The organism is Mucilaginibacter sp., from assembly GCF_039935595.1.
In the GTDB taxonomy this organism is placed as follows: Bacteria; Bacteroidota; Bacteroidia; order Sphingobacteriales; family Sphingobacteriaceae; genus Mucilaginibacter.
The window spans coordinates 20,322-45,017 of the sequence record NZ_JBDTJZ010000192.1 but is presented as its reverse complement, the minus strand read 5'-3'; the positions used below and the strand labels follow the sequence as shown (position 1 = coordinate 45,017).

At 40.4% G+C, this 24,696-nt stretch carries 18 protein-coding genes and 1 tRNA gene; 11 read left to right on the top strand and 8 right to left on the bottom strand.

From position 1 onward, the window contains the following. Window positions 1–50: 50 nt before the first annotated feature. The 4 genes from ABI367_RS13295 to ABI367_RS13280 form a co-directional block, all read right to left on the bottom strand. Window positions 51–539, bottom strand: a complete 489-nt coding sequence (locus ABI367_RS13295) for an FKBP-type peptidyl-prolyl cis-trans isomerase (RefSeq protein WP_462228242.1) — start codon at window positions 537–539, stop codon at window positions 51–53. Between the two features lie 81 nt (window positions 540–620). Next, a complete protein-coding gene (gene aspS, locus ABI367_RS13290; protein ID WP_462228241.1) occupies window positions 621–2,366 on the bottom strand; it encodes an aspartate--tRNA ligase in 1,746 nt (581 codons plus the stop codon). Window positions 2,367–2,515: 149 nt separating this feature from the next. After that, window positions 2,516–2,809, bottom strand: a complete 294-nt coding sequence (locus ABI367_RS13285) for a type II toxin-antitoxin system RelE/ParE family toxin (protein WP_462228240.1) — start codon at window positions 2,807–2,809, stop codon at window positions 2,516–2,518. Beyond that, window positions 2,794–3,030 carry a hypothetical protein gene (locus ABI367_RS13280; protein ID WP_462228239.1) on the bottom strand — a complete coding sequence of 79 codons (237 nt, stop codon included), beginning with the start codon at window positions 3,028–3,030 and terminating at the stop codon, window positions 2,794–2,796. The genes ABI367_RS13285 and ABI367_RS13280 overlap by 16 nt, the downstream gene beginning before the upstream one ends. Window positions 3,031–3,182: 152 nt before the next feature. On the opposite strand from ABI367_RS13280, the gene ABI367_RS13275 reads away from it, so the two are divergent. The 5 genes from ABI367_RS13275 (at window position 3,183) to ABI367_RS13255 (ending at window position 10,059) form a co-directional block, all read left to right on the top strand. Further along, the gene (locus ABI367_RS13275) at window positions 3,183–3,368 is read left to right on the top strand and encodes a hypothetical protein (RefSeq protein WP_462258089.1); all 186 of its coding nucleotides are present in this window, start codon (window positions 3,183–3,185) and stop codon (window positions 3,366–3,368) included. A 6-nt stretch (window positions 3,369–3,374) separates the two neighbouring features. After that, on the top strand, window positions 3,375–5,768 hold the full coding sequence (locus ABI367_RS13270; RefSeq protein WP_462228237.1) for a TonB-dependent receptor: 2,394 nt from the start codon (window positions 3,375–3,377) through the stop codon (window positions 5,766–5,768). Beyond that, window positions 5,768–6,394, top strand: a complete 627-nt coding sequence (pnuC, locus tag ABI367_RS13265) for a nicotinamide riboside transporter PnuC (protein WP_462228236.1) — start codon at window positions 5,768–5,770, stop codon at window positions 6,392–6,394. The genes ABI367_RS13270 and pnuC overlap by 1 nt, the downstream gene beginning before the upstream one ends. Before the next feature lie 7 nt (window positions 6,395–6,401). Further along, complete coding sequence (locus ABI367_RS13260; protein ID WP_462228235.1) at window positions 6,402–7,490, top strand: acyl-CoA dehydrogenase family protein; 1,089 nt, start codon at window positions 6,402–6,404, stop codon at window positions 7,488–7,490. Window positions 7,491–7,554: 64 nt separating this feature from the next. Further along, complete coding sequence (locus ABI367_RS13255) at window positions 7,555–10,059, top strand: M14 family metallopeptidase (RefSeq protein WP_462228234.1); 2,505 nt, start codon at window positions 7,555–7,557, stop codon at window positions 10,057–10,059. A 66-nt stretch (window positions 10,060–10,125) separates the two neighbouring features. Here ABI367_RS13255 and ABI367_RS13250 read toward each other — a convergent pair whose 3' ends face one another. From ABI367_RS13250 to ABI367_RS13240, 3 genes are all read right to left on the bottom strand, one after another. Next, window positions 10,126–12,585 (bottom strand): TonB-dependent receptor domain-containing protein, encoded by a 2,460-nt coding sequence (locus ABI367_RS13250; protein ID WP_462228233.1) that lies wholly within the window; start codon window positions 12,583–12,585, stop codon window positions 10,126–10,128. A 375-nt stretch (window positions 12,586–12,960) separates the two neighbouring features. Beyond that, on the bottom strand, window positions 12,961–14,676 hold the full coding sequence (locus ABI367_RS13245) for a PspC domain-containing protein (RefSeq protein ID WP_462228232.1): 1,716 nt from the start codon (window positions 14,674–14,676) through the stop codon (window positions 12,961–12,963). 11 nt (window positions 14,677–14,687) lie between these two features. Further along, window positions 14,688–15,029 carry a PadR family transcriptional regulator gene (locus tag ABI367_RS13240; protein ID WP_462228231.1) on the bottom strand — a complete coding sequence of 114 codons (342 nt, stop codon included), beginning with the start codon at window positions 15,027–15,029 and terminating at the stop codon, window positions 14,688–14,690. A gap of 187 nt (window positions 15,030–15,216) precedes the next feature. Between ABI367_RS13240 and ABI367_RS13235 the strand changes: the two genes are divergently transcribed. Genes ABI367_RS13235 through ABI367_RS13220 form a run of 4 tightly spaced genes read left to right on the top strand, consistent with a single transcriptional unit; the run spans window position 15,217 to window position 21,130 of the window. Then, entirely contained in the window at window positions 15,217–18,417 is a 3,201-nt protein-coding gene (locus tag ABI367_RS13235) for a SusC/RagA family TonB-linked outer membrane protein (protein ID WP_462228230.1), read from the top strand. Window positions 18,418–18,428: 11 nt separating this feature from the next. Beyond that, window positions 18,429–19,928, top strand: coding sequence for a SusD/RagB family nutrient-binding outer membrane lipoprotein (locus tag ABI367_RS13230; protein ID WP_462228229.1), 1,500 nt, complete (start codon window positions 18,429–18,431; stop codon window positions 19,926–19,928). Window positions 19,929–19,955: 27 nt separating this feature from the next. Beyond that, complete coding sequence (locus ABI367_RS13225) at window positions 19,956–20,621, top strand: DUF5011 domain-containing protein (RefSeq protein ID WP_462228228.1); 666 nt, start codon at window positions 19,956–19,958, stop codon at window positions 20,619–20,621. A gap of 11 nt (window positions 20,622–20,632) precedes the next feature. Beyond that, the gene (locus ABI367_RS13220) at window positions 20,633–21,130 is read left to right on the top strand and encodes a lipid-binding protein (protein ID WP_462228227.1); all 498 of its coding nucleotides are present in this window, start codon (window positions 20,633–20,635) and stop codon (window positions 21,128–21,130) included. Window positions 21,131–21,204: 74 nt separating this feature from the next. Here ABI367_RS13220 and ABI367_RS13215 read toward each other — a convergent pair whose 3' ends face one another. Then, the gene (locus ABI367_RS13215) at window positions 21,205–22,143 is read right to left on the bottom strand and encodes a S66 peptidase family protein (RefSeq protein ID WP_462228226.1); all 939 of its coding nucleotides are present in this window, start codon (window positions 22,141–22,143) and stop codon (window positions 21,205–21,207) included. Window positions 22,144–22,248: 105 nt separating this feature from the next. Between ABI367_RS13215 and metG the strand changes: the two genes are divergently transcribed. Further along, the gene (gene metG / locus ABI367_RS13210) at window positions 22,249–24,318 is read left to right on the top strand and encodes a methionine--tRNA ligase (RefSeq protein WP_462228225.1); all 2,070 of its coding nucleotides are present in this window, start codon (window positions 22,249–22,251) and stop codon (window positions 24,316–24,318) included. A 108-nt stretch (window positions 24,319–24,426) separates the two neighbouring features. Further along, window positions 24,427–24,498, top strand: a tRNA-Arg gene (locus ABI367_RS13205). Window positions 24,499–24,696 lie beyond the last annotated feature (198 nt).

Sequence of the window (24,696 nt, the reverse complement as noted above, 5' to 3'; positions counted from 1 at the left end):
AAAAAAAGCGACCGCCGGTCGCTTTTTTTGTTTACTCTATATTTTTTATATTAATTACCCACACCTATCATATCAACCGTATAAAATAACACCGAATTAGCCGGAACATTGCCAGACCCTGTGCTGCCATAAGCTAATGCAGAAGGGATGATTAACATGATCCTGCCTGCAGTGCCGGCAACACCCAATGTGCCTGCGTTAATATGCAAAAGACCAATTTGCCACCCCTTAATATAACCCGACAACGCTGACGTTATACTGCCCGATGTTTCAAAAAAGAGACCGCCGTTTAAAAATTTGCCGGTAGCTTGCACCTGTATAACTGAAGAAGCTGTTGGATAAGCTCCGGTACCTAACTTTACAACAGAATAATATAACCCCGATGGATCTTTAGTGAAAGTGGTTGTTTTATAATTAGCAGCTATAAAGGCTTGTATTTTTCTATCGTCTATGCTTGCTTGTTCGGCGGTAACATCACCTTTTTTGCAGGCAGATAAGCCTAAAACAATAACGCTAAATAGTAAAAGGTATTTTTTCATGTAAATTTCTCTTTATAACTGATTTTTTAATCAAAAAGTATACGTGCTTATAAGTCTTTTATAGGTATGCAAAATAGTAAATTAAAGTGCCGTTTTAATTTTTAATTCGTTTAGCTGCGCATCAGCAATGGTTGATGGCGAATCTATCATCACATCGCGGCCCGAGTTGTTTTTAGGGAACGCTATTACATCACGTATAGAATCGAGTCCGGCGAATATTGCGCACAAACGGTCAAAGCCAAAAGCCAAACCACCATGTGGCGGTGCTCCAAATTCAAAAGCGTCCATTAAAAAACCAAATTGTTTTTGTGCTTCTTCGGGTGTAAAGCCTAAATGCTTAAACATTAATGCCTGCAAAGTGCGGTCGTGAATACGGATAGAACCTCCGCCTATTTCTGTTCCATTTATCACTAAATCGTACGCGTTTGCCCTAACATCACCCGGGTTTGTGTCCAGCAAAGCAATATCTTCGGGTTTTGGTGAGGTGAACGGGTGGTGCATAGCATGGTAACGTTCGGTTTCTTCGTCCCACTCTAATAACGGGAAATCAAGTACCCATAACGGTGCAAAGGTGTTTTTATCACGCAATCCTAAACGAGAGCCCATTTCTAAGCGCAGTTCGTTTAGTTGCTTGCGTACTTTATCGGCAGGGCCGGCTAAAACCAACATTAAGTCGCCTTGTTCGGCTTCAAAAGCGGCGGCCCAGTTGGTCAGATCATCCTCGCTGTAAAATTTATCGACTGATGATTTTAAAGTACCATCCATATTATAACGGCAATATATCATGCCGGTAACACCAATTTGCGGGCGCTTTATCCATTCGGTTAGCTCGTCAATTTGTTTACGGGTATAGTCGGCACAACCTTTAGCGTTAATGCCAACAACCAGTTCGGCATTATCAAAAATGCCGAAGCCTTTGCCTTTTACTACGTCATTTAACTCAACAAACTCCATACCGAAACGGATATCAGGCTTATCAGAACCATATAAGCGCATGGCATCTGCATACTGCATACGCGGGAAATCGCCAAGTTCTAAACCTTTAACTTTGTTAAACAGGTGACGGGTCAAGCCCTCAAAAATATTTAATATATCTTCCTGCTCAATAAACGAAAGTTCGCAATCTATCTGGGTAAACTCCGGCTGCCTGTCGGCACGCAGGTCTTCGTCCCTAAAACATTTTACTATCTGGAAATAACGGTCAAATCCGCTCACCATCAGCAATTGCTTAAATGTTTGCGGCGATTGCGGCAAGGCGTAAAACTCGCCAGGGTTCATCCTGCTTGGCACCACAAAATCCCGCGCACCCTCGGGGGTTGATTTGATCAGTACCGGGGTTTCTACTTCTATAAAATCCAGCCCATCTAAATACTTGCGTATTTCCTGCGCCATTTTATGGCGTAATACCAGGTTGTTGCGTATTGGTGCGCGGCGCAGGTCAAGGTAGCGGTATTTTGCCCGCAACTCTTCGCCGCCATCGGTTTCATCCTCAATTAAAAAAGGAGGTATTTTAGCCGCGTTAAGCACTTCAATAGCACTAACAACTATTTCAATTTCGCCGGTTGCTATCTTTGGGTTTTTGTTTGACCGCTCAATTACCTTACCGGTAACCTTTATTACAAACTCACGGCCCAGTTCTTTACCTGTTTCGCGCAGGGAGTTATCAGAATCTGTATTTAATACCAATTGGGTTAATCCGTACCTGTCGCGCACATCAATAAAGGTTGTTCCGCCCAGGTCGCGCGATTTTTGCACCCATCCACATAAAGTTACCGTTTGGCCTAAATGTTTAATATTTAATTCGCCGCAAGTATGTGTTCTTAGCATAATTGTATTTATAAAAGTTTGCAAAAGTACATTTTTGAGGTGAAAGCAGAAAGCTAAAAGGTTAAAGGTTCTTGTATAGTTAGGATGAAGCTAAAGTCGTTATGATTTGCCCCTGTCACGAATGGGACCAACGGATAAAGGTTTATGATTTATAATCTAAATTTGGATAGGTCTCTACGAGGATCCCAGATGGTGATGACTTCTATAAAAGACGATTGAACTTGGTAGTAAAAAAGATAATCACGAACAATTATTACCCTTAGATCGGTTATATGAGTAGGTTTACCGATATGAGGTGTTTGAGTTAAAAGTTCAATATTGTCCAAAAACAGTTGATTTAGTTTTGAACTATAGCGTTTAGATTTATTTCTATTTGACCAATACTCTAAAATCTCAAACCTTTCTTTTCGTGCTCTTGCAGACCACTTTATTTTTTTAGCCATTCATCAATTTCCCTGTTTACTTCTTCATGAGAAATCCATTGGCCGTTTTTAATTTGCTCCAACCCGTCATTTACTGCTTCAATTTCACCGGGACTCATAACATGTACCTCGCCAATATTTGATTCAAATTCAATAACATCAGATAAGTGATCCAATAATTCTATGTTATCTGTATTGCGAATTTTCTCAATTAGCTTTTCTTTTAATTCAATGGCTGTCATCCTTTTTCACTTTAATCAAATTTACAAAGAAACAATCGAAATAAAAAAATACCTTTGCCCTATAATTCTCAAGGGGTGCCTTGCTTTGGTTATAAAATACGCTGCAGCTATTTTACCAAACTGAAAGACAGGCTGAGATCAAACCCATTGTTTTGAGTTATCAGTTTGCAGTTTTGAGTTTGCAGTTAGATTGTTTATTAACTCACCACTCATTACTCATCACTTATAACCCACTACATGCACCTGATCCGGGTAATGCCGGCGTAGGGAGAGGTAACAAGTTAAGTGTACTGCATATTCAACCCTGGTGTGCAGATGGTTTAACATTTTTTATTTAACACACATTGAAAAATTTATTCACGGCATTATTTGCCTTGCTGCTGCCTGTCCTGGCATCGGCCCAATTCTCTGTATCCGGAAAAATTACGGACCAGCAAACCGGCGAAGCACTGCCCGGTGCAACCATCAACCTTCAAAATTCCGCATTAAACGCAGTGGCCGATAATTCAGGTCGCTACCAAATTAATAATGTAAAACCGGGTAGCTATGTACTACAGGTAACTTACATTGGCTATGTCGGGGCCCAAAAAAGGATTACTGTAAATGCAAACGCTGTTGTTAACCTGACTTTAAACAAAAGTATAGGGTTAACCGAAGAAGTTACCGTAAATGCCACCCGCGCATCGGCCACGTCGCCAACGGCGTTTACTAATTTGAACAAAAAGGATATCGAAAAAAATAATTCGGGCCGTGGGTTTGAGTATTTATTGGACCAAACACCATCAACTGTGGTAAGCTCAAACGCGGGAGCGGGTGTGGGCTACACCGGCATCCGCATCCGCGGATCAGACGCTACCCGTATTAACGTTACGCTTAACGGCATTCCGCTTAATGACGCGGAGGATCAGGGCGCTTATTTTGTTGACCTGCCCGACCTGGCATCATCTGTTGATAATATACAGGTGCAACGCGGCGTAGGCACATCAACCAATGGTGCAGGTGCTTTTGGTGCCAGCATCAACATACAAACCACCACCCGCCGCGATACCGCTTATGCCGAGCTAAACAATACTGCCGGTTCATACAATACCTATAAAAATACGGTTAGTGTTGGTACCGGTTTATTGGGCGATCATTTTAGTTTTGATGGCCGGTTATCAAACATGACATCTGACGGTTATATAGACCGCTCGGGCTCTAAGCTAAAATCGTTTTTTTTAAGCGGAGCTTATTACGGTAAGCACAATGTTTTGCGATTGAATGTATTTAGTGGTTATGAGCAAACGCACCAGGCCTGGGACGGTATACCCGAAGACATTTATAATGCAGGTAACTCCAGGTATAACGAGTTGGGTTATATCAATTCAACCGGGAAGTACTATAAAAACCAAACCGATAATTATGTACAAAACTATTACCAGTTATTGTATGATCATCAGTTAAGCGACAAGCTATCATTTAGCGGCGCGCTGCATTATACCCGTGGATATGGTTACTATGAGGAATATAAAAACGACCAAACGCTGTCTGATTATGGCATAACGCCTGTGACCATAGGCGGTACAACTATTACCAATACTGATTTGGTACGCCAGCTTTGGCTTAGTAATTACTTTTATGGCGCTACCTATAATTTTAACTATCACCCGCAAAACAACCTGAATTTAACATTAGGCGGAGCATATAATGAGTATAAAGGCGACCATTACGATAATATCCAATGGACGCAGCAAAGCGCAGGGATCTCGCCCGATTATGAATACTCGCGCAACAACGCCAAGAAAACCGATTTCAATATTTTTGGCAGGGCCGAGTACCATACAGGTAACTTTATTTTATATGGCGATATGCAATACCGCCACATAAAATATTCGTTTTTAGGCTTTGACCGTAACTTAAATAACGTGCAGCAACAGGTATCACTCAACTTTTTTAACCCGAAAGCGGGTGTGACTTATGAGATAGATCAGCATAATTCGGTTTATTCTTCTATTGCTGTAGGCAACCATGAGCCCAATCGTAATGATTTTACCAACTCGTCGCCAGCAAGCCGCCCAAAACCGGAAAATTTGAAGGATATAGAATTGGGCTATCGGTTTAATCAAACCAACTTTAGCGGAAGTATTAACGGGTTTTATATGCTGTATAAAAACCAACTGGTGTTAACCGGTTCATTAAATGATGTTGGTGAGGCTATACGTACTAATATTGACAACAGCTACCGCGCAGGTATTGAAGCAACCGCGAAGGTTAAAATAGCTAAACCCTTAACCTGGATGGCAAACGCATCGTTGAGTACCAATAAGGTTAAAAACTTTAACCAGTATTTGCAAAACTATGATAACAACACGGTTAATCTTACACAATACGCAAAAAGTGATATTGCATACTCGCCAAGCCTTGTAGGTGCCAGCACCATAAGCTATCAACCCATAAAAAACACCGAGATAGCCTTTATCAGTAAATATGTAAGCCGCCAATATTTGGATAATACCTCAACCCTAAGTCGCTCATTAAACGGTTATATGGTTAACGATGTACGTTTAAACTATAACTTCAAATTTAAAGGTATTAAAAATGTGGGTGTAGGTTTATTGGTGAATAATATTTTCAGCAAGCAGTATATCTCCGACGGGGCAACCTATCCTGATATTGAAGGAGGCAAGGTAGTTAACTATAACTACCTCTTCCCGCAGGCACCAATTAACTTTTTGGCATCACTTAATTTGAGGTTTTAATGCAGCACTGGATACAGCTATTTATACAACAATTACAGCAAACCACTTTATTGGAGTGGCTTGCTGTAATTTTTTCTGTTGCCGAAGTTTTATTGGCGCGGGTTAATAATGTATGGCTATATCCGGCGGGAATAGTGGGTACGCTTATCGGTATTTATGTGCTGTTGTTGTCAGGGTTATATGCCGAGTCGGTTTTAAATGTTTATTACGTAGTAATGAGTGTTTACGGCTGGATATTCTGGTTAACCAAACGCGGTAAGATTTCGGTTAAAATAAGCTGGTGTACCAACAGGGAGTGGGCCATTGTTTTAGCCATTGTTTTTGTGGGGTGGGCAGTGCTTTATATGGTGTTGAAGCATTATACAAACTCCAACGTACCGGTTTGGGATTCGTTTGTATCATCAACCGCATGGGCAGGAATGTGGCTACTGGCCCGGCGCAAAATTGAGAACTGGGTATTGCTAAACATTAGCAACTTGTTTGCCATACCATTATTATTTTATAAAAATCTGGTGCTGTTTGCGCTGCTAACCTTGTTTTTATTTATAATAGCTATATGGGGATACTTTGATTGGCGCGCTATATATAAAAAGGAAAAACTGACCGCCAATCCGGTCCGAAATTAAACTAATCATGCAGCCAATAACACATCCATCAACATTTATAGATTCCGAATGGAAAGACATTATTCGCGATACCGCGGCGGAGGCTGAACTATTAGGCAGATTACACCCTAAACAACTGGCATTGATCTATCAGCAAAAATGGTTTAAAGCTTTAATGCCGGTTGAATATGGTGGTTTAAATATGACTTTGCCCAACCTGATAAAACTACAGGAAGCATTGAGCTGGGCCGATGGCAGTTTTGGCTGGGTATTTACCTTATGCTGTGGTGCAGGCTGGTTTTCGGGATTTATTGATAGGGATATTGCAGCAACCGAGTTTTTAAATGCCCATACCTGCCTGGCGGGGAGCGGCGCGCAAACAGGCGAAGCTTTACAAACAACCGATGGTTACCTAATTAATGGCACATGGAACTATGCCAGCGGTGCATACCATGCCACTCATTTTACTGCTAATTGCCTTATTAAAAACAAGGATGGTGTAGTATTAAATGATGACGGCTCGCCGGTTATCCGACCATTTTTTATTGATAAAAAGGACGTAACGCTTTTAACCACCTGGAAATATATAGGTATGATAGCCACAGGTAGCCATTCGTTTAAAATAGAAAATGTGGAGGTTGCTCAAAACCGCTGTTTTAAAATTGACCCTAGTGCCGCTACCATCAGCAGTAACCTATACCAATATCCGTTTTTACAATTGGCCGAAGCCACCCTTGCCGCTAACCTGATGGGCATGGCAGTTCATTTTATTGACCTGGCTGACGTTATCATTAATCAAAGGATCGTTTTAAAAAAATATACACAACCGCAAACCTTATTGCTGCTTGATAAGATCCAGAATATTAAGGCTGATATTGAAACGGTAAGAAATGAGTTTTACAGCGCGGTTGAGGATTCGTGGGCTGCAATTTCTACCCAAAGTTTGCGCAGCGTAAGTATTACCAGCAGGCAACTGGCCAAAGCGGCGCGTAACCATGTTGATGCTTTATACCCATATTGTGGCTTGCAGGCCGCCTCTCCTGATACCGAAATAAACCGTGTTTGGCGCGACCTGCATACAGCCAGCCAGCATACTTTGCTGGTGTTTGAAGCCTAAGGCGCTAAATGTCAATTTTTAGCCTTAAATTAGTTTTACGGTAAGTAGAATTATATTAACGGCTATGATGTTAAAGGTACTTCGTTTATTATTTGTTGGCATAAGTATTTCATGGGCTGCGATGGCACAAAAAGTGCAGTCGCCGGCGGAATTTTTAGGCTATAAACTGGGCGACCAATTTACACCACATTATCGTATAGCCGCCTATTTTAACTACGTTGCCCAAACGGTAAAAAACACTAAACTCCAGCAATATGGTACTACTAACGAGGGCAGGCCATTATTAGCTATGTTTATCGCATCAGCCGAAAATATTAATCGCCTTGATGAAATAAGGACCAACAACCTGCGCCTGGCAGGATTAGAAAAAGCAGGTATTGCTACAACAAATGCGCCCGTTATTGTATGGCTAAGTTATAATGTGCATGGCAATGAGCCAAGCTCGAGCGAGGCGGCTATGCAAACTTTGTATGACTTGGTAGATTCCACCAATACCAAAACCCAGGCATGGTTAAAAAACACGGTGGTAATTATTGACCCTTGTTTAAACCCTGACGGGCGCGAGAGGTACGTTAATTTTTATAATGGCATAAAAGGATCTGTCCCTGATGCCAACCCATCATCGCGCGAGCATATAGAGCCCTGGCCCGGTGGCAGGGTAAACCATTATTATTTTGACCTTAACCGCGATTGGGTATGGCAAACTCAAAAAGAAACCCAGGCCCGCATAGCCTTATTTAACCAATGGCTGCCCCAAATACATGTTGATTTTCATGAACAAACCTACAACTCGCCTTATTATTTCGCGCCCGCTGCCGAGCCTTTTCACCGCGATATTACACCCTGGCAGCGCGAGTTTCAAACCATAATAGGTAAAAATAACGCAAAATATTTTGACCAAAACGGCTGGTTGTATTTTACCCGGCAGGAGTTCGACCTGCTGTACCCATCCTATGGCGACACTTACCCTATTTATAACGGCTCCATCGGCATGACCTATGAACAGGGAGGGATAGGTGCAGGGCTGGCCATTGTTACCCGCTTAGGCGATACACTCACTCTGGCGCAACGTATAGCACACCATCACAGCAATAGTTTAAGCACTATCGAGACCGCATCGGCTTATGCTCAAAAAGCGGTTGAGGAGTTTAAAAAATATTTTGATAAAAGCATTGCCAATCCTCCCGGCGTGTATAAAACATATATCATTAAAAATGATAACCGCGACAAAATTAACACTCTGGCCAAATTACTTGACAGGAACGGTATACAATATGGCTTTGGCTTAAAAGGAAATGCGGTTGGTTATAACTATTTTGCCGATAAAACCGAATCGTTCGCGATAGGGCAGGAAGATATGGTGATCAACGCCTATCAACCTAAATCAGTATTATTAAATGTATTGTTGGAGCCTAAAACCTTTATGGCCGATTCAAATACTTATGATATAACCGCATGGGCATTACCCTATGCGTATGGATTGAACGCGTTTGGTGTAAAAGAATCATTAAAGCCGGTTACTACGGCATTGGCGCCTATAATAAAAACGCCGCCATCTGCAAACGCGTATGCTTATATATGCGCGTGGCAATCTGTTAATGATGCTAAATTTTTGGCGGCCCTGCTAAAAGAAAATATACGTGTACGGTATACCGAAACGCCCTTTGAGGTGAGCGGCAAAAAGTTTGCAGCAGGCTCATTGATTATTACCCGTGCCGGGAATGGCCGAGCAGACTTTAACAGTCTTATAACACGTTTAGCCGCCCAATTTGATCGCGATCTAACACCCTTGCAGTCGGGCTTTGTTGATAAAGGCGCTGATTTTGGCTCGGATAACATAAAATATATCCATCCTCCTAAAATATTGCTGGTAAGCGGCGACGGAACTAACAGTGAAGCCGTTGGTCAGATTTGGCATTTTTTTGAGCAGGAAGTGCACTACCCGGTAACCGTAATAAGGTATAACGATCTGGATAAGATAAAGCTGAACACTTTTGATGTTGCCATATTCCCCGACGGAAAGTACGACGATTTCCCGTCAGACAAATTGCAAGCCTGGGTACGCGACGGTGGCAAAATGATAGCCTTAGAGAACGCTGTTGAACAACTGGCAGATAAAAAGGTATTTGACCTGAAGAATAAAGAAGAAAAGAAGGATGATAAAAATGCAGCGAAACCGGCAGTTGTAGCTGACCGTTTTTATGAGAACCGTGATAACGAAGTTATAAAATCGAACGTATCAGGTGCTATTTATAAGATCAACCTGGATAATACCCATCCTCTTGGCTTTGGTATGCCCAAATACTACTACACCCTTAAACAAACCGATAATATATACGAACTTTTAACCGGTACCGATAACTGGAACGTAGGCACTATAAAAACCAATAATTATGTTGCCGGCTTTGTGGGCCAGAAAGGCAAGGATAAAATTAAAGACGGTTTATTAATAGGTATACAAAAAGCAGGCAAAGGATCGGTAATTTATATGGTTGACGACCCATTGTTCCGCAATTTTTGGGAAGGGGGTAAGTTGCTATTTAGCAACGCGGTGTTTATTGCCCAATAATTAGTTTGCAGTAGGCAGTTTGCAGTTGTAATTTATTACTGCAAACCGTCTACTGCAAACTGAGAACTAATTACCTGAGTTTACCCTATTGCTTTCGTCGCTGCTACCGGTTTGGTGGTTGCGGGCCTTAATTTTGCTGTTGCCAAAATTATAGGTAAGTGTTAAACGGGCTATGCGGGTTTCGTTTTTCTGTTTGATCTGTAAAATATCAGTTTGGTAATTGTTGTCGACATCGTTGGTGCGTATGTTGAATATATCGCTCACTGCAAACTTTACATTTAATTTTTTATTGGCAAATGCTTTGCTTATACCCGCATCAACTGCATATTGTGGCTTAACTTCAAATAGCCCGTATATCAATTTAGATTGGTAATTTTCCATGATCTCGGCTTTAAAACCACCGAATAATAAGTTTTGAGTTATTTTGGTCTGGTAATTCAGGCTTCCCCGATTATAGTTAGCTCCCAATAAGGCATCAGACTTAAACTGCATATAAAACCCCGTGAAGTTAACATTACCCGTAAACCATTTAGCAACAGTATACGGCGTATTTATGTTAACGCTATAGTTGTTTTGTGTTTGCAAATTTAGGTTGGTTTGGAAAGTAGCCTTGGTTGCCACATCGGTTAATAATATTTGGGTTATTGCATCTTTTGTTTGGCTATAACCTAAACTCACATTAATGGTTTTATTATAAGTATAATTTAATTCAAACTTATTGGTGTACTGGGGTTTTAAAAAAGGATTGCCCTGTACGTACGTATATTGGTCCAGGTAAAACACAAATGGATTCAGGTTATCATATCCGGGCCTGTCAATACGGCGGCTATATGAAAAGCCAAGGTCATTTTTGGGCGAAAGGGTTTGATTGATAAATAAGCTTGGAAAAAGGTCGGTATAATCGCGGGTCACTACCTGGTTATTGGTAATCAAATCGCCTGTAGAGCTGGTATGCTCAGTACGTAACCCTAATTGTACAGATGTTTTTTTAAAGGTTTTACTAAAATTTAAATAGCCCGCGCTTATTTTTTCATCATATATAAACCTGTTTGTACGGCTAACGTCGTTTATGTAAGCGCCTCCGGCTAATTTTTGCGCCTGTAGGTCATTATCGGTGCTCACATCGCTATATTTTAACCCGGCCTCCATTTTTAAACTTTTGGTAATAGGGTAGGTATAGTCGGTTTTTGCGGTATAAATAGTAATTTTTGATGGGGTTTGGTTACGCAAAGCAATTGATGGGTGCTGAAAACTACCGTTAGGTAAAAAGAAATCGGTATAATACTGTGCCTCATTGTTGTTATTAAATTTTGAATAATCAAAGTCAAAACTGATAGCCTGACCTAATGTGTCTATCTGTTGCTTATCATTAATATTGATAGCGAAGTTTTTATAGGTTTGGTTTATTGACGATACAGTGTGTTGTGATGAATCAACTGCTGCAGGTGTTGAACCTATGCGGTTATTGTTATCTGTTTTATCGTTTTCACTGTTGAAATAGCCGTTAATAATAAATCCTACAGTGTTTTTTTTGCTTATATCGTAATCAGCACCTACACGATAGTTATTATAGTGATTTGTACGTGGCAAAAATGAATATTGGTCAAAATAGGTAGTTGCTCCGTTGCCAATAACCGTACGTTTAATTCCTAATGACTGATAACGTTGGTTATCACCGCGGCTAAAATTTCCAAATACATTCAGGTTACCTTCTTTATGATTTAATGACAAGCTGCTGTTATCTTTTGGATAGTTACCATATCCACCTCCAACAATTAGGCTACCATTAGTACCTGATTGGTTGTTCTTTTTTAGTTTGATGTTGATGATACCCGAATTGCCTGAAGCATCATATTTGGCCGATGGGTTGGTTATCAACTCAATAGATTGAATAGTATTACCATCGGTTGAGCGTAAAAGGTTGGCCAGTTGTGCTGCCGATAAATAGGTTAATTTATCGTTTATCATAACGGTAACGCCCTGTTTGCCGTTCAGGCTGATGTTATCATCTTTATCAACAGTAACACCGGGGGCGCGCTCTAAAATCTCCATTGCCGAGTTGCCTGCAGCCAGTATGCTATTTTCAACATTCATTACCATACGGTCAATTTTGCGTTCAATTAAAGGTTTGGCAGCTGTGATATTTACTGTAGCAAGGCTTTGTGTGTTTTCTTTGGTTGTAAGTGGTGGTACAGCAACATCGGCAGTAGCTACTGTAAAACCTTTACTGTTTGCCTTGGTATATCCCACGGCTGTGGCCCTAATTACGTAAGTGCCTGCAGCCACATGGTCAAATACATAAGTGCCAGCATCGGCACTTAATGTGCCTTTAACTATTGACGAATCTTTTGCACGTAATAAACTTATAGTAGCGTATCCAACAGGTTTATTTTGCGCGTCGACCAATGAACCGGATACTTTTGCCGTAGCAATAACGACAGGTGCTTTAGTTTGTGCTAATGCAAGCCCGTTAAAACTTATAGTAAGTATAAAGGCATATAATAATGTAGTAAGGTTTAGTTTCATGATTTTAATCTATATTTTTTTGTGTATCTGTTATTAAATAATGGCCAAAACTACCTTTGCGGGTATAATACGGCAACGCAAATTGGGCTAACTCGCTAAACAAATCGGTAAGCATGCCCTTTTTAACGGTAAAAAATTAGCCGGATATGTTTTTACAATAAGATGCGGAAAATGCCGGCGAGGTTACACCAAGGCTGTTTTAAGGCGGAAAAATCTTACCTGATCACCCATTAATATAACGAGTGGTAAGTGTAGCTGTTAATCGCAAGTCGTAGAAAGACGATTAGCTGTGAGTTGATTTTTAAATTAATAACCTATTAAGAATATATATAAGCCCGCTCGTTAAAATAGGCAGGCTTATATATAGGAGATGAATTATTCGATTTCCTGTCTTAAACTATCCATCATTTCTTGTCGCCTGTGGCTCATGTCATGATTTCCATCCATATCCTCAAGGCTGTCCAACATTCTTTTAGCATTTTTCCGGGATTGTATAATGGCAGGGTCAATTTTACATTCAGCGCCATTTTCGGTTATAACAAAGGTTGAATATTGAGCATGCTCCTGTTTGCTCGCTTTCCTGCATTCCCAAAGATTAAGGTTATTTATCATGTTTTCAACCTTGTTATTAATAACAACTTTGGCATTTAGCGGAAGTTTTAAAGTGATATACAATTCTTCATCATGCCATAGCTCATCGTTTTTGGCATATACGCGATAATCAAACTTTAAAACACTATCCTGCTGGCTAAATCCGTATTTGATATTCCGTGCATTTGCAAGTGCTTCATCATAATTGTGGCCCCTGGCCCGGTATGATCTTATCATTTCTACTTTCCCATTATCGCTTCTTTCGATATCAACATGCACGTTGCGGTATTGAAAATGGTCAAAGTCATTATACTCATATGGGTCATCGGTTATCTGCATATTTGGCTTCATTGATTTAACATCAAGTCTTACGCTATCTTCTGCCGAAAGATATTTAAGTTGGTTTAGTTCCAAATAATACACGTTATTACTTGAAGGGCTGAGGCTTGAGGTTTCGCTAAAATTGGCAGAGGATGCAAAGTTGGCTGCAATTTTTGTACAATAGAAAGCGAAAACCCCAATGGCAAATAGCCATATTATTAACAACGCAGAACCCGCAGTGCGATTGATTGACCGGGCATTAAAAATGCCTTTAAGCGTAAACAATATAATGCTTACGGCTGGTATAAATCCTACTAAAAACGCTGATATGTAAAGCAAATTAGTGTAATAGGTATGACTTAGTAAATCATAAGGCAAATCATTGAACGGTGCAAAATGACGGCCCAGGGCTACCAGTACAAAGAGAGCAATAACTAAAAATACAATTAAGCCAATGCACCCTAATATAATAGCCGCGCCAATTAGCTTAATTAATAGGCCACCAGCCTGACTAAACAGGTTTCCGAAAAAATCACGCACCTTATAAACCATGGGTTGAGCTTCTTTATGCAAATCATTCAGGTGGCCGCGCACGGTGCTCATTTCTTCCTCCAGGTTGTTTTTAAAACCTTGAAGATTTAACTTTTCACCTTTCATGGCCATACGGTCGGCACGGGTAACGGCTTTAGGTATTACAATCCATAATATAATATATAGTATAAGGCCGGTGCCGAAGAAAGCAAAAGCCAGCGCAAATGCCAGCCTTATCCATATAGCCTGGGCATCGAAATAATTAGCAAGGCCAGAGCATACGCCACCTAACAAATGGTCTTCCGAGTCGCGGAATAGTTTACGTTTGTTAATATTATTATGATCGTAGCTATCATAAGTTGTGCTTTTGGGTTCATCTTCCGACGACTCAAAATCTTCTACCGACCCCATTTGTTGTATAACCATGTTTACATCCTGATCAACAATAACCTGTTTGTTTTGAGCTGCCAATATTTCGGTAAACATTTCGGCAATGCGGTTCTCAATGTCGGTTGTAATTTCTAAACTATCGGCCGAATTTAAAAAATGACGCTTCACATCCGTCATATAATTCTTCAATATTTCATACGCGTCTTCCTCAATATGAAATATAAAGCCGTTTATATTGATAATAATTGTTTTGTTCATGATGGTGATTGTTAAAGGTTTTTTGTTTTTTTGGCTACTGCCGTTTGTACAGCAAATGAAAGTTCTTTCCAGGTTTTATCCAGTTGCGCCAGTACCTCTTTCCCCTCTGGCGATAGCGAATAATACTTTCTTGGCGGCCCCGAAGTCGACTCGACCCAGTTATAAGTAAGCAGGCCATTGTTCTTTAAACGGGTTAATAATGGATATAGAGTGCCTTCAACTACAAGTAGTTGTGCCCTTTTGAGTTCGGCAATTATATCAGAGGCGTAGGTTTCTTCGCGGCCAATAATGGAAAGTATGCAGTACTCAAGTATGCCCTTTCGCATTTGTGTTTGTGTGTTTTCTGCAATCATAAAACAAAGATATATGTTTTAAATTGTATTATGCAATACCCAGTACTAAAAAAAAGTAATTTTAGCTATATTTTGTTTTTTTTGAAAAAAAAAGTTTCAATTTTTTATTTAAAAATTTTGCTTTTTGATAATGTAACACTACTTTTATAACTAATTAACTATTAACTGATCTTATTATTTACAAAACATGAAAAAACTTCTACTAGTAAGTTTGTGTTTGCTGGCGTTATGCGTAACGCATGTGTTTGCACAAAGTCGTACGGTTACTGGTACGGTAACGGCCAAAGAGGATGGCCTTCCACTGCCGGGGGTAACCGTAAAAATCAAAGGAACTAATTCTGGTGTATCAACTGACGCGAATGGTAAATTTTCCATTATCGCACAGAATGCTACCGTTCTAACATTTTCCTACGTCGCTTACCTGCCGCAGGATATTGTGGTTGGCAACAACAGCGTTATTAACGTGGTATTGTCGCAAGACAACAGGCAGCTAAACGAAGTTGTGGTAACTGCACTCGGTGTATCACGGGAAAAGAAATCATTGGGTTATGCATCTTCAACTGTACGATCCGAAGAGATCAACCAGGCATCACCAGTCAGCATGTTTGGCGGGTTGCAAGGCAAGATACCCGGGGTTACCATTTCTAACACAGGCGGTTCTGTAGGTGGGTCAACAAAAGTGATCATCCGGGGCTATTCATCAATTTCAGGTAGTAACCAGCCTTTGTACGTAGTTGATGGTGTGCCTTTTGATAACTCACGTCCCGGTTCTGGTAATACTGTCGGAGCGTTAGATAACTATGACTTTGGTAACGGTGGCAATGACATTGACCCTAATAATATTGATGCTATTAGTATTTTAAAAGGTTCGGCAGCAACAGCCTTATACGGTTCGCGCGGTTCTAACGGTGTTATTTTGATAACTACCAAGAAAGGGAAAGCCGGTAAATTGTCGGTTGATTTCTCTACCGCTACCAAAATTACCGATGTAGCCAGCATATACACACCACAAACTACATTTGGACAAGGATGGGACGCAAGTCTTATTGTTTCTGAAAATGGTAACTGGGGACCTAAGTTTGATGGCAAGATTCGCCCATGGGGTAGTATAGTTGATAACTCACAACTATTAAAGCCTTATTCATATATTAAAGACAATGTTAAAAATGCATTTGATAAAGGTTTTGAAGAAACTAATAGCTTAGCAATTAGTGGCGGTAGTGAAAATGCCGTATTTCGTATAGCTTATAGCAATGTATATGATAATGGTATATTGCCGGGAAACGCTGATACTTATAGGAGGAATAACATCTCGTTAGGCGGTTCAGTCAAATTTGGTAAGTTTACTGCCGAAGGTTCAATGGAGTATATTAACAAATACTCAAAAGTGCCGGCTACCGGCCAGGGCGATAATACCCAGGCAAGCTTTTACGAAGATATATTACAAATACCTGGTGATATCCCAATAAAAGATCTGCGAAACTATAAAAACAAATTTTTTAATGTAGATAATTACTTTACCCCATGGGCAGAGAACCCATATTATACATTATTTGAAAATGGAAGCATAGCTAAAAACGATAGGTTATTTGGTAATATCAATTTGCAATACAAAGCTACTGATTGGTTAACCTTACAGGTTCAACAGGGTGCTGATGTTACCAACCTTAATGATAAAATTTGGTCAAACTATAACAATCCAACACCAGGCAGTAATAACGCCGGTGGTAATGTTGAGGGGGGCGTAAGAGCTGAAGATATTGGTAAAGTAATTGAAGAATCACACTATGTATTTCAATACGATACTAAAATCAATGCCTTAATTAATAAAAAAATTAACCGCGATTTTGATGTTAACGGTTTAATAGGTGTAAACTATAATGATCGCGGAAGCAGGGATTTAAGTACTGAAATAAAAAGTTTGGCAATACCGGGCTTTTATCAAATATCAAACTCATTAAATGATCCGCAGAGTACAGAAGCCGAAACTCATCGAAGATTATTTGGTGCTTACGCTTCAGCAACAGTAGGGTATAAAAATTATTTGTACTTAACACTATCAGGACGTAATGACTGGAGTTCAACCTTACCTGCGGGCGCAAACAGCTACTTTTATCCCGCAGCGAGTTTAGCATTTGATTTAACTGATGCTTTAAATGCAAAAAGCGATATACTTAGCTATGCAAAGTTAAGAGCAAGTGTTGGTAAAACAGGTAGCGATACCGATCCTTATCGTATATTAAATACACTTAGCTCAACAAACGTTCCCTTATCGTATGGACATATATTATTCCCGCTTAACGGTGGCGTTGCAGGCTACTCGGTTACAAATACATTAAATAACGATAAATTAAAACCCGAAATTCAAACAGAATATGAATTAGGCGGCGAGTTCAGGTTTTTTAACAACGCTGTAGGACTGGATTTTACCTATTATGATCGTGTTAAAGATAACCAGATACTACCTGTTCCTATTGCACCGTCATCAGGCTATTCAACCGAAATATTAAACTTTGGTAAAGTTAGGAACCGTGGTGTCGAAATCGGGTTAAACTTAGTGCCGGTTAAAACCAAAGATTTTAAATGGGCGCTTGATTATAGCTTTACCCGTAACAGAAACGTAGTATTATCATTACCCGCCGGTTTAAGCCAGGTAGTTTTAAACTCATCATACGGAGCTCAATTTGTAGCAATAGTTGGCCAGCCACTTGGTGTGTTTAAAGCACCGGTTCCGGCATATGATCCTCAAGGGCATATTATAGTAGGTAGTACAGGTTTCCCTGTTACTGCTACGGATAACGGTGTATATGGTACCAGCCAGCATGATTTCCAAATGGGCCTTACCAATACGTTCACTTACAAAAGCTTCGGCCTTGAATTTGATTTAGATTATCGTCAGGGCGGTAAATTTTATTCAGGAACAGCTGATTTGTTAAACTTTGTAGGTGCCGACCCGGCAACGTTGTACAATGATCGTCGTCCATGGATAGTTCCTAATTCGGTACAAGCAGTTACAGGTTCAGGCGGTGCAGTTACTTATGTAACTAATACAACCCCAATTAGTGAAGCAAATGTCGATGATTACTATTATCACACCAGCAACGAGGCTCAAAATTACCAACGTACTATTTTGGATGCAACATTTGTAAAACTTCGTCAGGTAGCATTAAGTTATACGCTGCCTAAGTCAATTTCAAACAAAATTAATGCCCAACGTTTAACTTTATCTGTGTATGGTACCAACCTTTATACCTGGTTACCTAAATCAAATCATGATGCAGATCCGGAAACCACAAATCAAGGCATTGATTTAGCAAGTGATTTTGGCGAGTTCAGAACAGCGCCGCCATTAAGATATTATGGAGCTTCATTAAAAGTTACATTTTAAAAACTATGAACATGAAAAAATTAAATATTATACATAAAACTTTATTTCTATTTGTAATCTCCTACTTCGCCGTTGGGTGCGGTAAGCTTACAGATATTAATGTGAGCCCTAACAATCCACCGTTAGATAAGGCGACGCCACAAATTTTATTTCCATCGGCTGTTATATCAACTGCCGGACGCGTTGGCGGCGAATTGGCTATTTTAGGTGGGATTTGGTCGCAATACTGGACGCAAAGTAATACCTCAAACCAGTATAAAAATATGGATTCATACAATTTGATCAGAACCGACCTGAACGATAACTATACCGAATTATTTGCCGGAGCGTTAGAGGATTATAATCTGATCAATTCACAAACCAAAGCATCAGGAGAATGGCAATACTATTTAATAAGCACTGTTATGCAAGCTTATACCTATAGTGTATTGGTTGATTTATATGACCAGGTTCCATACAGCCAGGCGCTGTTAGGCAATGATAATATTCAGCCTAAGTTTGATGATGGATATACCATTTATAAAGGATTAATTGCACAAATTGATTATGCTTTAGCGCAAAACTATACGGTGGCCCCAATAACAACCGGCGATATTATATTTCAGGGTAAAATAGACAAGTGGGTTCAATTTGCAAATACATTAGAGTTGAAAATGTATTTAAGAATGATCAATGCACATCCAACCGAGGCCCAAGCCGGTGTACAAAAACTATTGGCAAGCCCTAACTTTTTAAGTGTTGACGCAGGTGTAGCAGGAACATATTTTGGTACTGCAGTTAGTAAAGAAAACCCGTTATATGAATATAATACAAAAACGTTAAATACTACTACTAACCTGCGGGCAAGTTATACTTTTACAAGTTGGTTAGCTGCCACTTCTGACCCTCGTGTAACTACTTATTTTGGAGTTGCCAGTCCGGTGTTTATTCATCAGGGCGATTTTACTGCAACTCAGATACAACAACCTACTTATAATACAGCAACCCTTCCAGTTGAAAAGCCAACAGACCCGGTTTGGTTCATGACCGCGGCAGAATCTAACTTTTTACAGGCAGAGGCCTTGCAAAGATATGCGGGAGGTGTGGGTGCGCAAGCGGCTTACGAAGCTGGTGTAACGGCATCATTTACAGGTCAGGGTTTAACCGCTGCGCAAGCTGCCACATATCTGGCACAACCTATTGCTAATGTTAACTGGGCGGCATCAACAAATAAATTGCAAGCTATAATAGTGCAAAAATGGACATCGTTAGCTTATGGTTGCCATACACTGGAAGCATTTTTTGACCAGGAACGTACAGGTTACCCTGCTATAAGCCCAATTTACTCTAAGAAAGCATCAACAGGACAGCCTGATCCGGCTTATGTAGCAGGGCAATGGGTTTACTCTGCAAATGGTGTAACAGGCGGGTTGTTCCCTAAACGGTTAGTATTTCCTGATGTGGAAAGAAAGCGTAATGCTAATACGCCAACCGAAGTGCCTATTACTACAAAAGTTTGGTGGGGATTGTAATATTTAAACAATTAAAAGAGATAAGTCATGAAAAAATATATAAATTATATTGGACTGGTGATCTTAAGCATGATATTCTTTTCGTGCAATAAAGAGAACTTTAACTATCCTGACGGGTATGTCGGAATATCGAAGATAACGGTATTCCCAACTATTACGGTAACAGGGGCCGCTTATATATACATAGCTAAAGGTGGTACGTATACTGAACCGGGTGTTACTGCAAAGGCGGGTTCGTCAACTGTGAAAGTGGTTACAACAGGCTCCCCGGATACAAATACTGCGGGCGTGTATACAATAACTTATACCGCCACAAATACTGATGGGTTTGCCGCAACAGCCTCAAGAACAGTTGTAGTATATTCAACCGATGCAACCGCTACAGGGAATGATTTTAGTGGAAACTATGCCCGCACTACCAACGGTTCGGTAGCTGTTTGGACAAAAGTTGCTCCAGGTGTGTACTCGGTATTTAACCCGGGTGGAGCACCAGGAACAAACCTTACAGTTATAGTATTTAACCAAACAGGTTATAGTATTAAAATACCGTCGCAAATTGCCGGAGGTTCGCCAACAAGTTCACTTTCAGAATCCACAACACCGGGTACAACGCCAGGTACGATATCAAAATATTCTATGGAAATTGTTAACCCCGGATACGGTACAGCAGTTAGAAACTTTGTTAAACAATAAAATAAAGCAAGATGAAAAAAATTAACATAATATTCGCGGCTTTTACGATTGTGATGATCGTATCTTTAGGAGCGTGCAAAAAGAACAATTTGGATCCCGGTGGTACGGCAACCCAGGCACTTGCCAACGAATGGTGGATAAAGTTTGATAACGGTACTGGTCCGTTTGGTCCGGGCTATTTTAATTTGTCTACTTATAATACAGCAGCAAATATCCCTACCGAAATGTATTTTGATGACATGAATAATGCCAAAAGCTTTTGGGATGTAAAAGGGAAAGTAAATGTTAGCGGAATGACTTTTAGCGGAACCAACATAGCCAATCTTGATTACCCCAGCACGTTTACCATCACCGAGGGTAAAGTAATGCCTAATGCAGCTCATGCTCCGGGTTCAAAAGCTGTTACCGATTCTATTTATTTTAAAATTTCGTTCAGTGACGACTCTCCTGTAACTACCTATACTGTTGCCGGATACGCCCGAACCAGATTTCCTGAAGACGACCATTGATTTGATTTAGTAATAGTTAAGCCGGGGGGTATTATACTCTCCGGCTTTTTTTATTGCCGGTATTTCCAGGCGTATCAGGTATAAATAATTGTTGCTGATTGATCGTCTATATCAATTCCAACCATTCGCCCCAATATCAAACTCCGGTTATCAGGTATATGCCCCGCGGGGAAATTAAAACATACGGGGTAATGGTAATTTTTAACTACCTCCATGATAATTTGCGGTACGGTTTGTCCAAATGGTATATCATTATCTTTCACATCGGTAAAACCACCTACTATTAAACCGGTCAGGTTTTTTAGTTTACCCGCCCTGTCCAACGCACGTACCATGCGGTCAATAGCGTACAGGTATTCGCCCACATCCTCAATAAATAAAACTTTACCGGCATAATCCATATCCGACGATGAACCAAGTATAGCTACCAGCAAACTTAAATTACCGCCAATTAAAATACCATTACCTTGTCCGGGCCGGTTTAAGGTATCGGGTTTAATTTCATAGGTAATCTCTTCGCCAAATAAGGCTTTTTTTAATGTTTGCAATGATGTTGCAGAGGCATCAGGAATATTAACCGGCATTTGGCCGTGTATAGTTTGCAGGTTAAAATTATTAAACAGATGGGCGTGTAATACCGTAATATCGCTAAAGCCTATTATCCATTTAGGGTGTTGGGATAATCGGCTAAAATCAACCCGGTCAATGATGCGGACGGTGCCATAACCGCCACGGGCGGCAAAAATGGCTTTAATGGTATCATCGTCTATAAAACGTTGCAAATCTTTGGTGCGCAATTCGTCATCACCGGCAAATTGATGGTATGATGCATTTACCGTTTCGCCCAAAACAACTTCTAACCCCCACGATTGCAACAGGGTTATAGCATCCGTCATTGGTCCCGGTAATTTTTTTGCGGGGCAAGTAATAGCAACTTTGTCGCCTTTTTTTAAATAAGGAGGTTTTAAAGTCCGGAAGTCCGAAAGTCCGGAAGCAGGCTGTGCTTTATGCATAACCAATATTAAAAAAACTTTATCACTTTCTGCTATTCTCTTTCCTACTTATGCCCACTTCCGGACTTTCCGACTAAAAAAATAACTTATCTTTGCCAATTCAATATGTCACAACTCAATAATTTTAAAAGATATACCGTTACATCGGCTTTGCCTTATGCCAACGGGCCGCTGCATATAGGCCATTTGGCCGGGGCCTATTTGCCCGCTGATATTTTTGTGCGCTACCTTCGCCTTAAAAAAAAGGACGTAGTTTATATATGCGGATCTGACGAGCATGGCGCGGCCATCACCATAAAAGCAAAAAAGGAAGGCACCACACCGCAGGCCATTATTGATAAATACCATAACCAGATAAAAAAGAGTTTTGAGGATTTTGGTATCGGCTTTGATATTTATCACCGTACTTCGTCGGCAATTCATCATGATCTTTCGCAGGAGTTTTTTTTGAACCTGTATGAGAAAGGTGAATTTATAGAGAAACTTTCTGAGCAATATTATGACGAGGATTATGACCAGTTTTTGGCCGACAGGTATATTATAGGCACCTGCCCAAATTGTCATAATGAAAACGCCTACGGAGACCAATGCGAACGGTGCGGTACATCCTTAAATCCAACCGATCTGATCAATCCGGTATCTACCTTAAGCGGCAAACCACCGGTATTGAGGCCTACTAAACACTGGTATCTGCCTTTAGATAAATACCAGCCCTGGCTGGAGCAATGGATAGACGAAAAAGAAGGAGAGTGGAAAGTAAACGTATTTGGGCAATGTAAATCATGGCTTAAATCGGGCTTGCAACCACGCTCCATGACGCGCGATTTGGATTGGGGTATTGATGTGCCATTAGCCGAAGCTAAAGGCAAAAAATTATATGTTTGGATGGATGCACCCATAGGCTATATATCGGCCACCAAACAATGGGCCATTGATAACGGTAAGGATTGGCAACAATATTGGAAGAAGCAGGATAACGCAGCCGATGATACCTGCCTGATACATTTTATAGGTAAGGATAATATTGTTTTTCATTGTATTATTTTCCCGTCTATTTTACATGCGCATGGCGATTATGTATTGCCCCAAAACGTACCCGCTAATGAGTTTTTAAATTTAGAGGGGGAAAAGCTTTCTACATCACGTAACCATGCGGTTTGGCTGCACGAGTACCTGGAAGAGTTACCGGGCAAGCAGGACGAACTGCGCTACGTACTTACCTCCATACTGCCCGAAACCAGCGACAGCGAATTTACCTGGAAAGATTACCAGGCCCGTGTAAATAACGAGCTGGTAGCCATATTAGGCAATTTTGTTAACCGGGTAATGATACTGATGCACAAGTTTTACGAAGGCAAGGTTGAAACTAGCGGCAGTAACCTGGAGTTAAGAGATACAGCTATTAATAATGAAATAAGCGCCATATACGATAGCCTTGAAGTTAATTTAGAAGCTTATCGTTTTAGGCAGGCGTTGCAAAACGCCATGGATATTGCGCGGCTGGGTAATAAATACCTTACCGAAAAAGAACCGTGGAAAACCATTAAAACCAATCCTGAAGATGCTAAGCAAGCGCTGCATAATTGTTTATTTATAATTGGGCATTTGGCTGCCTGTATACAGCCATTTTTACCCGGAACAGCCAAAAAAATATTCGGGATGCTAAACCTGCCGGATACGATGGCTTTTGGCGGCGGACTTACTTTTGCCAACGGGCACCAGCTAAACGCGGCAGCTTTATTATTTGAAAAGGTAGAGGACGAAACAATTGATTTTCAATTACAAAAACTATTGAACAAAAAAGAAACTGTGGAAACCGAACATCACCATGAAATAGCCCCGGCTAAGGAAAACATTAATTATGAAACCTTTGCTACGATGGATATTCGCACCGGCACCATATTAACTGCCGAAAAGGTAGCCAAAACCAAAAAGCTGCTAAAATTGACCATTGATACCGGTATTGACCAGCGTACCGTAGTATCGGGTATTGCGGAGTATTTTGAGCCCGAAGCTATTGTGGGCCAACTGGTAAGCATACTGGTAAACCTGGAGCCGCGCGAGATAAAAGGCATACTATCGCAGGGGATGATACTAATGGCCGAAAACGCCGAGGGTAAATTAACCTTTGTAGCACCGGTTGAGGGTTTTGCCAATGGCTCGGTAGTGAGGTAATCTGTAAATGAGTTTACTAACTCAAGTATAATTTTTTACATTTGCACAGATTTTAAATTGAATGTTCACATCCGAAATTGAACATTCGAAATCCGAAATCAAAAAACAGGTCCCGTAGTTCAACGGATAGAATAGGAGTTTCCTAAACTCTAGATATGAGTTCGATTCTCGTCGGGACCACATTGAAAACAAAATTAATCCTGTAAGTCAATAGCTTACAGGATTTTTTGTTTGGTTTCGGACAAAATATCACACACTAAACGGGTTTTCGGTAGGTTATCATCTAAGCAAATATCCGTTTAACATCGTTTAACACATTTCAACGATTATTTTTCATAAGTTATTAATAATCAGTTTATTGTATTTTTTATTGGTCAA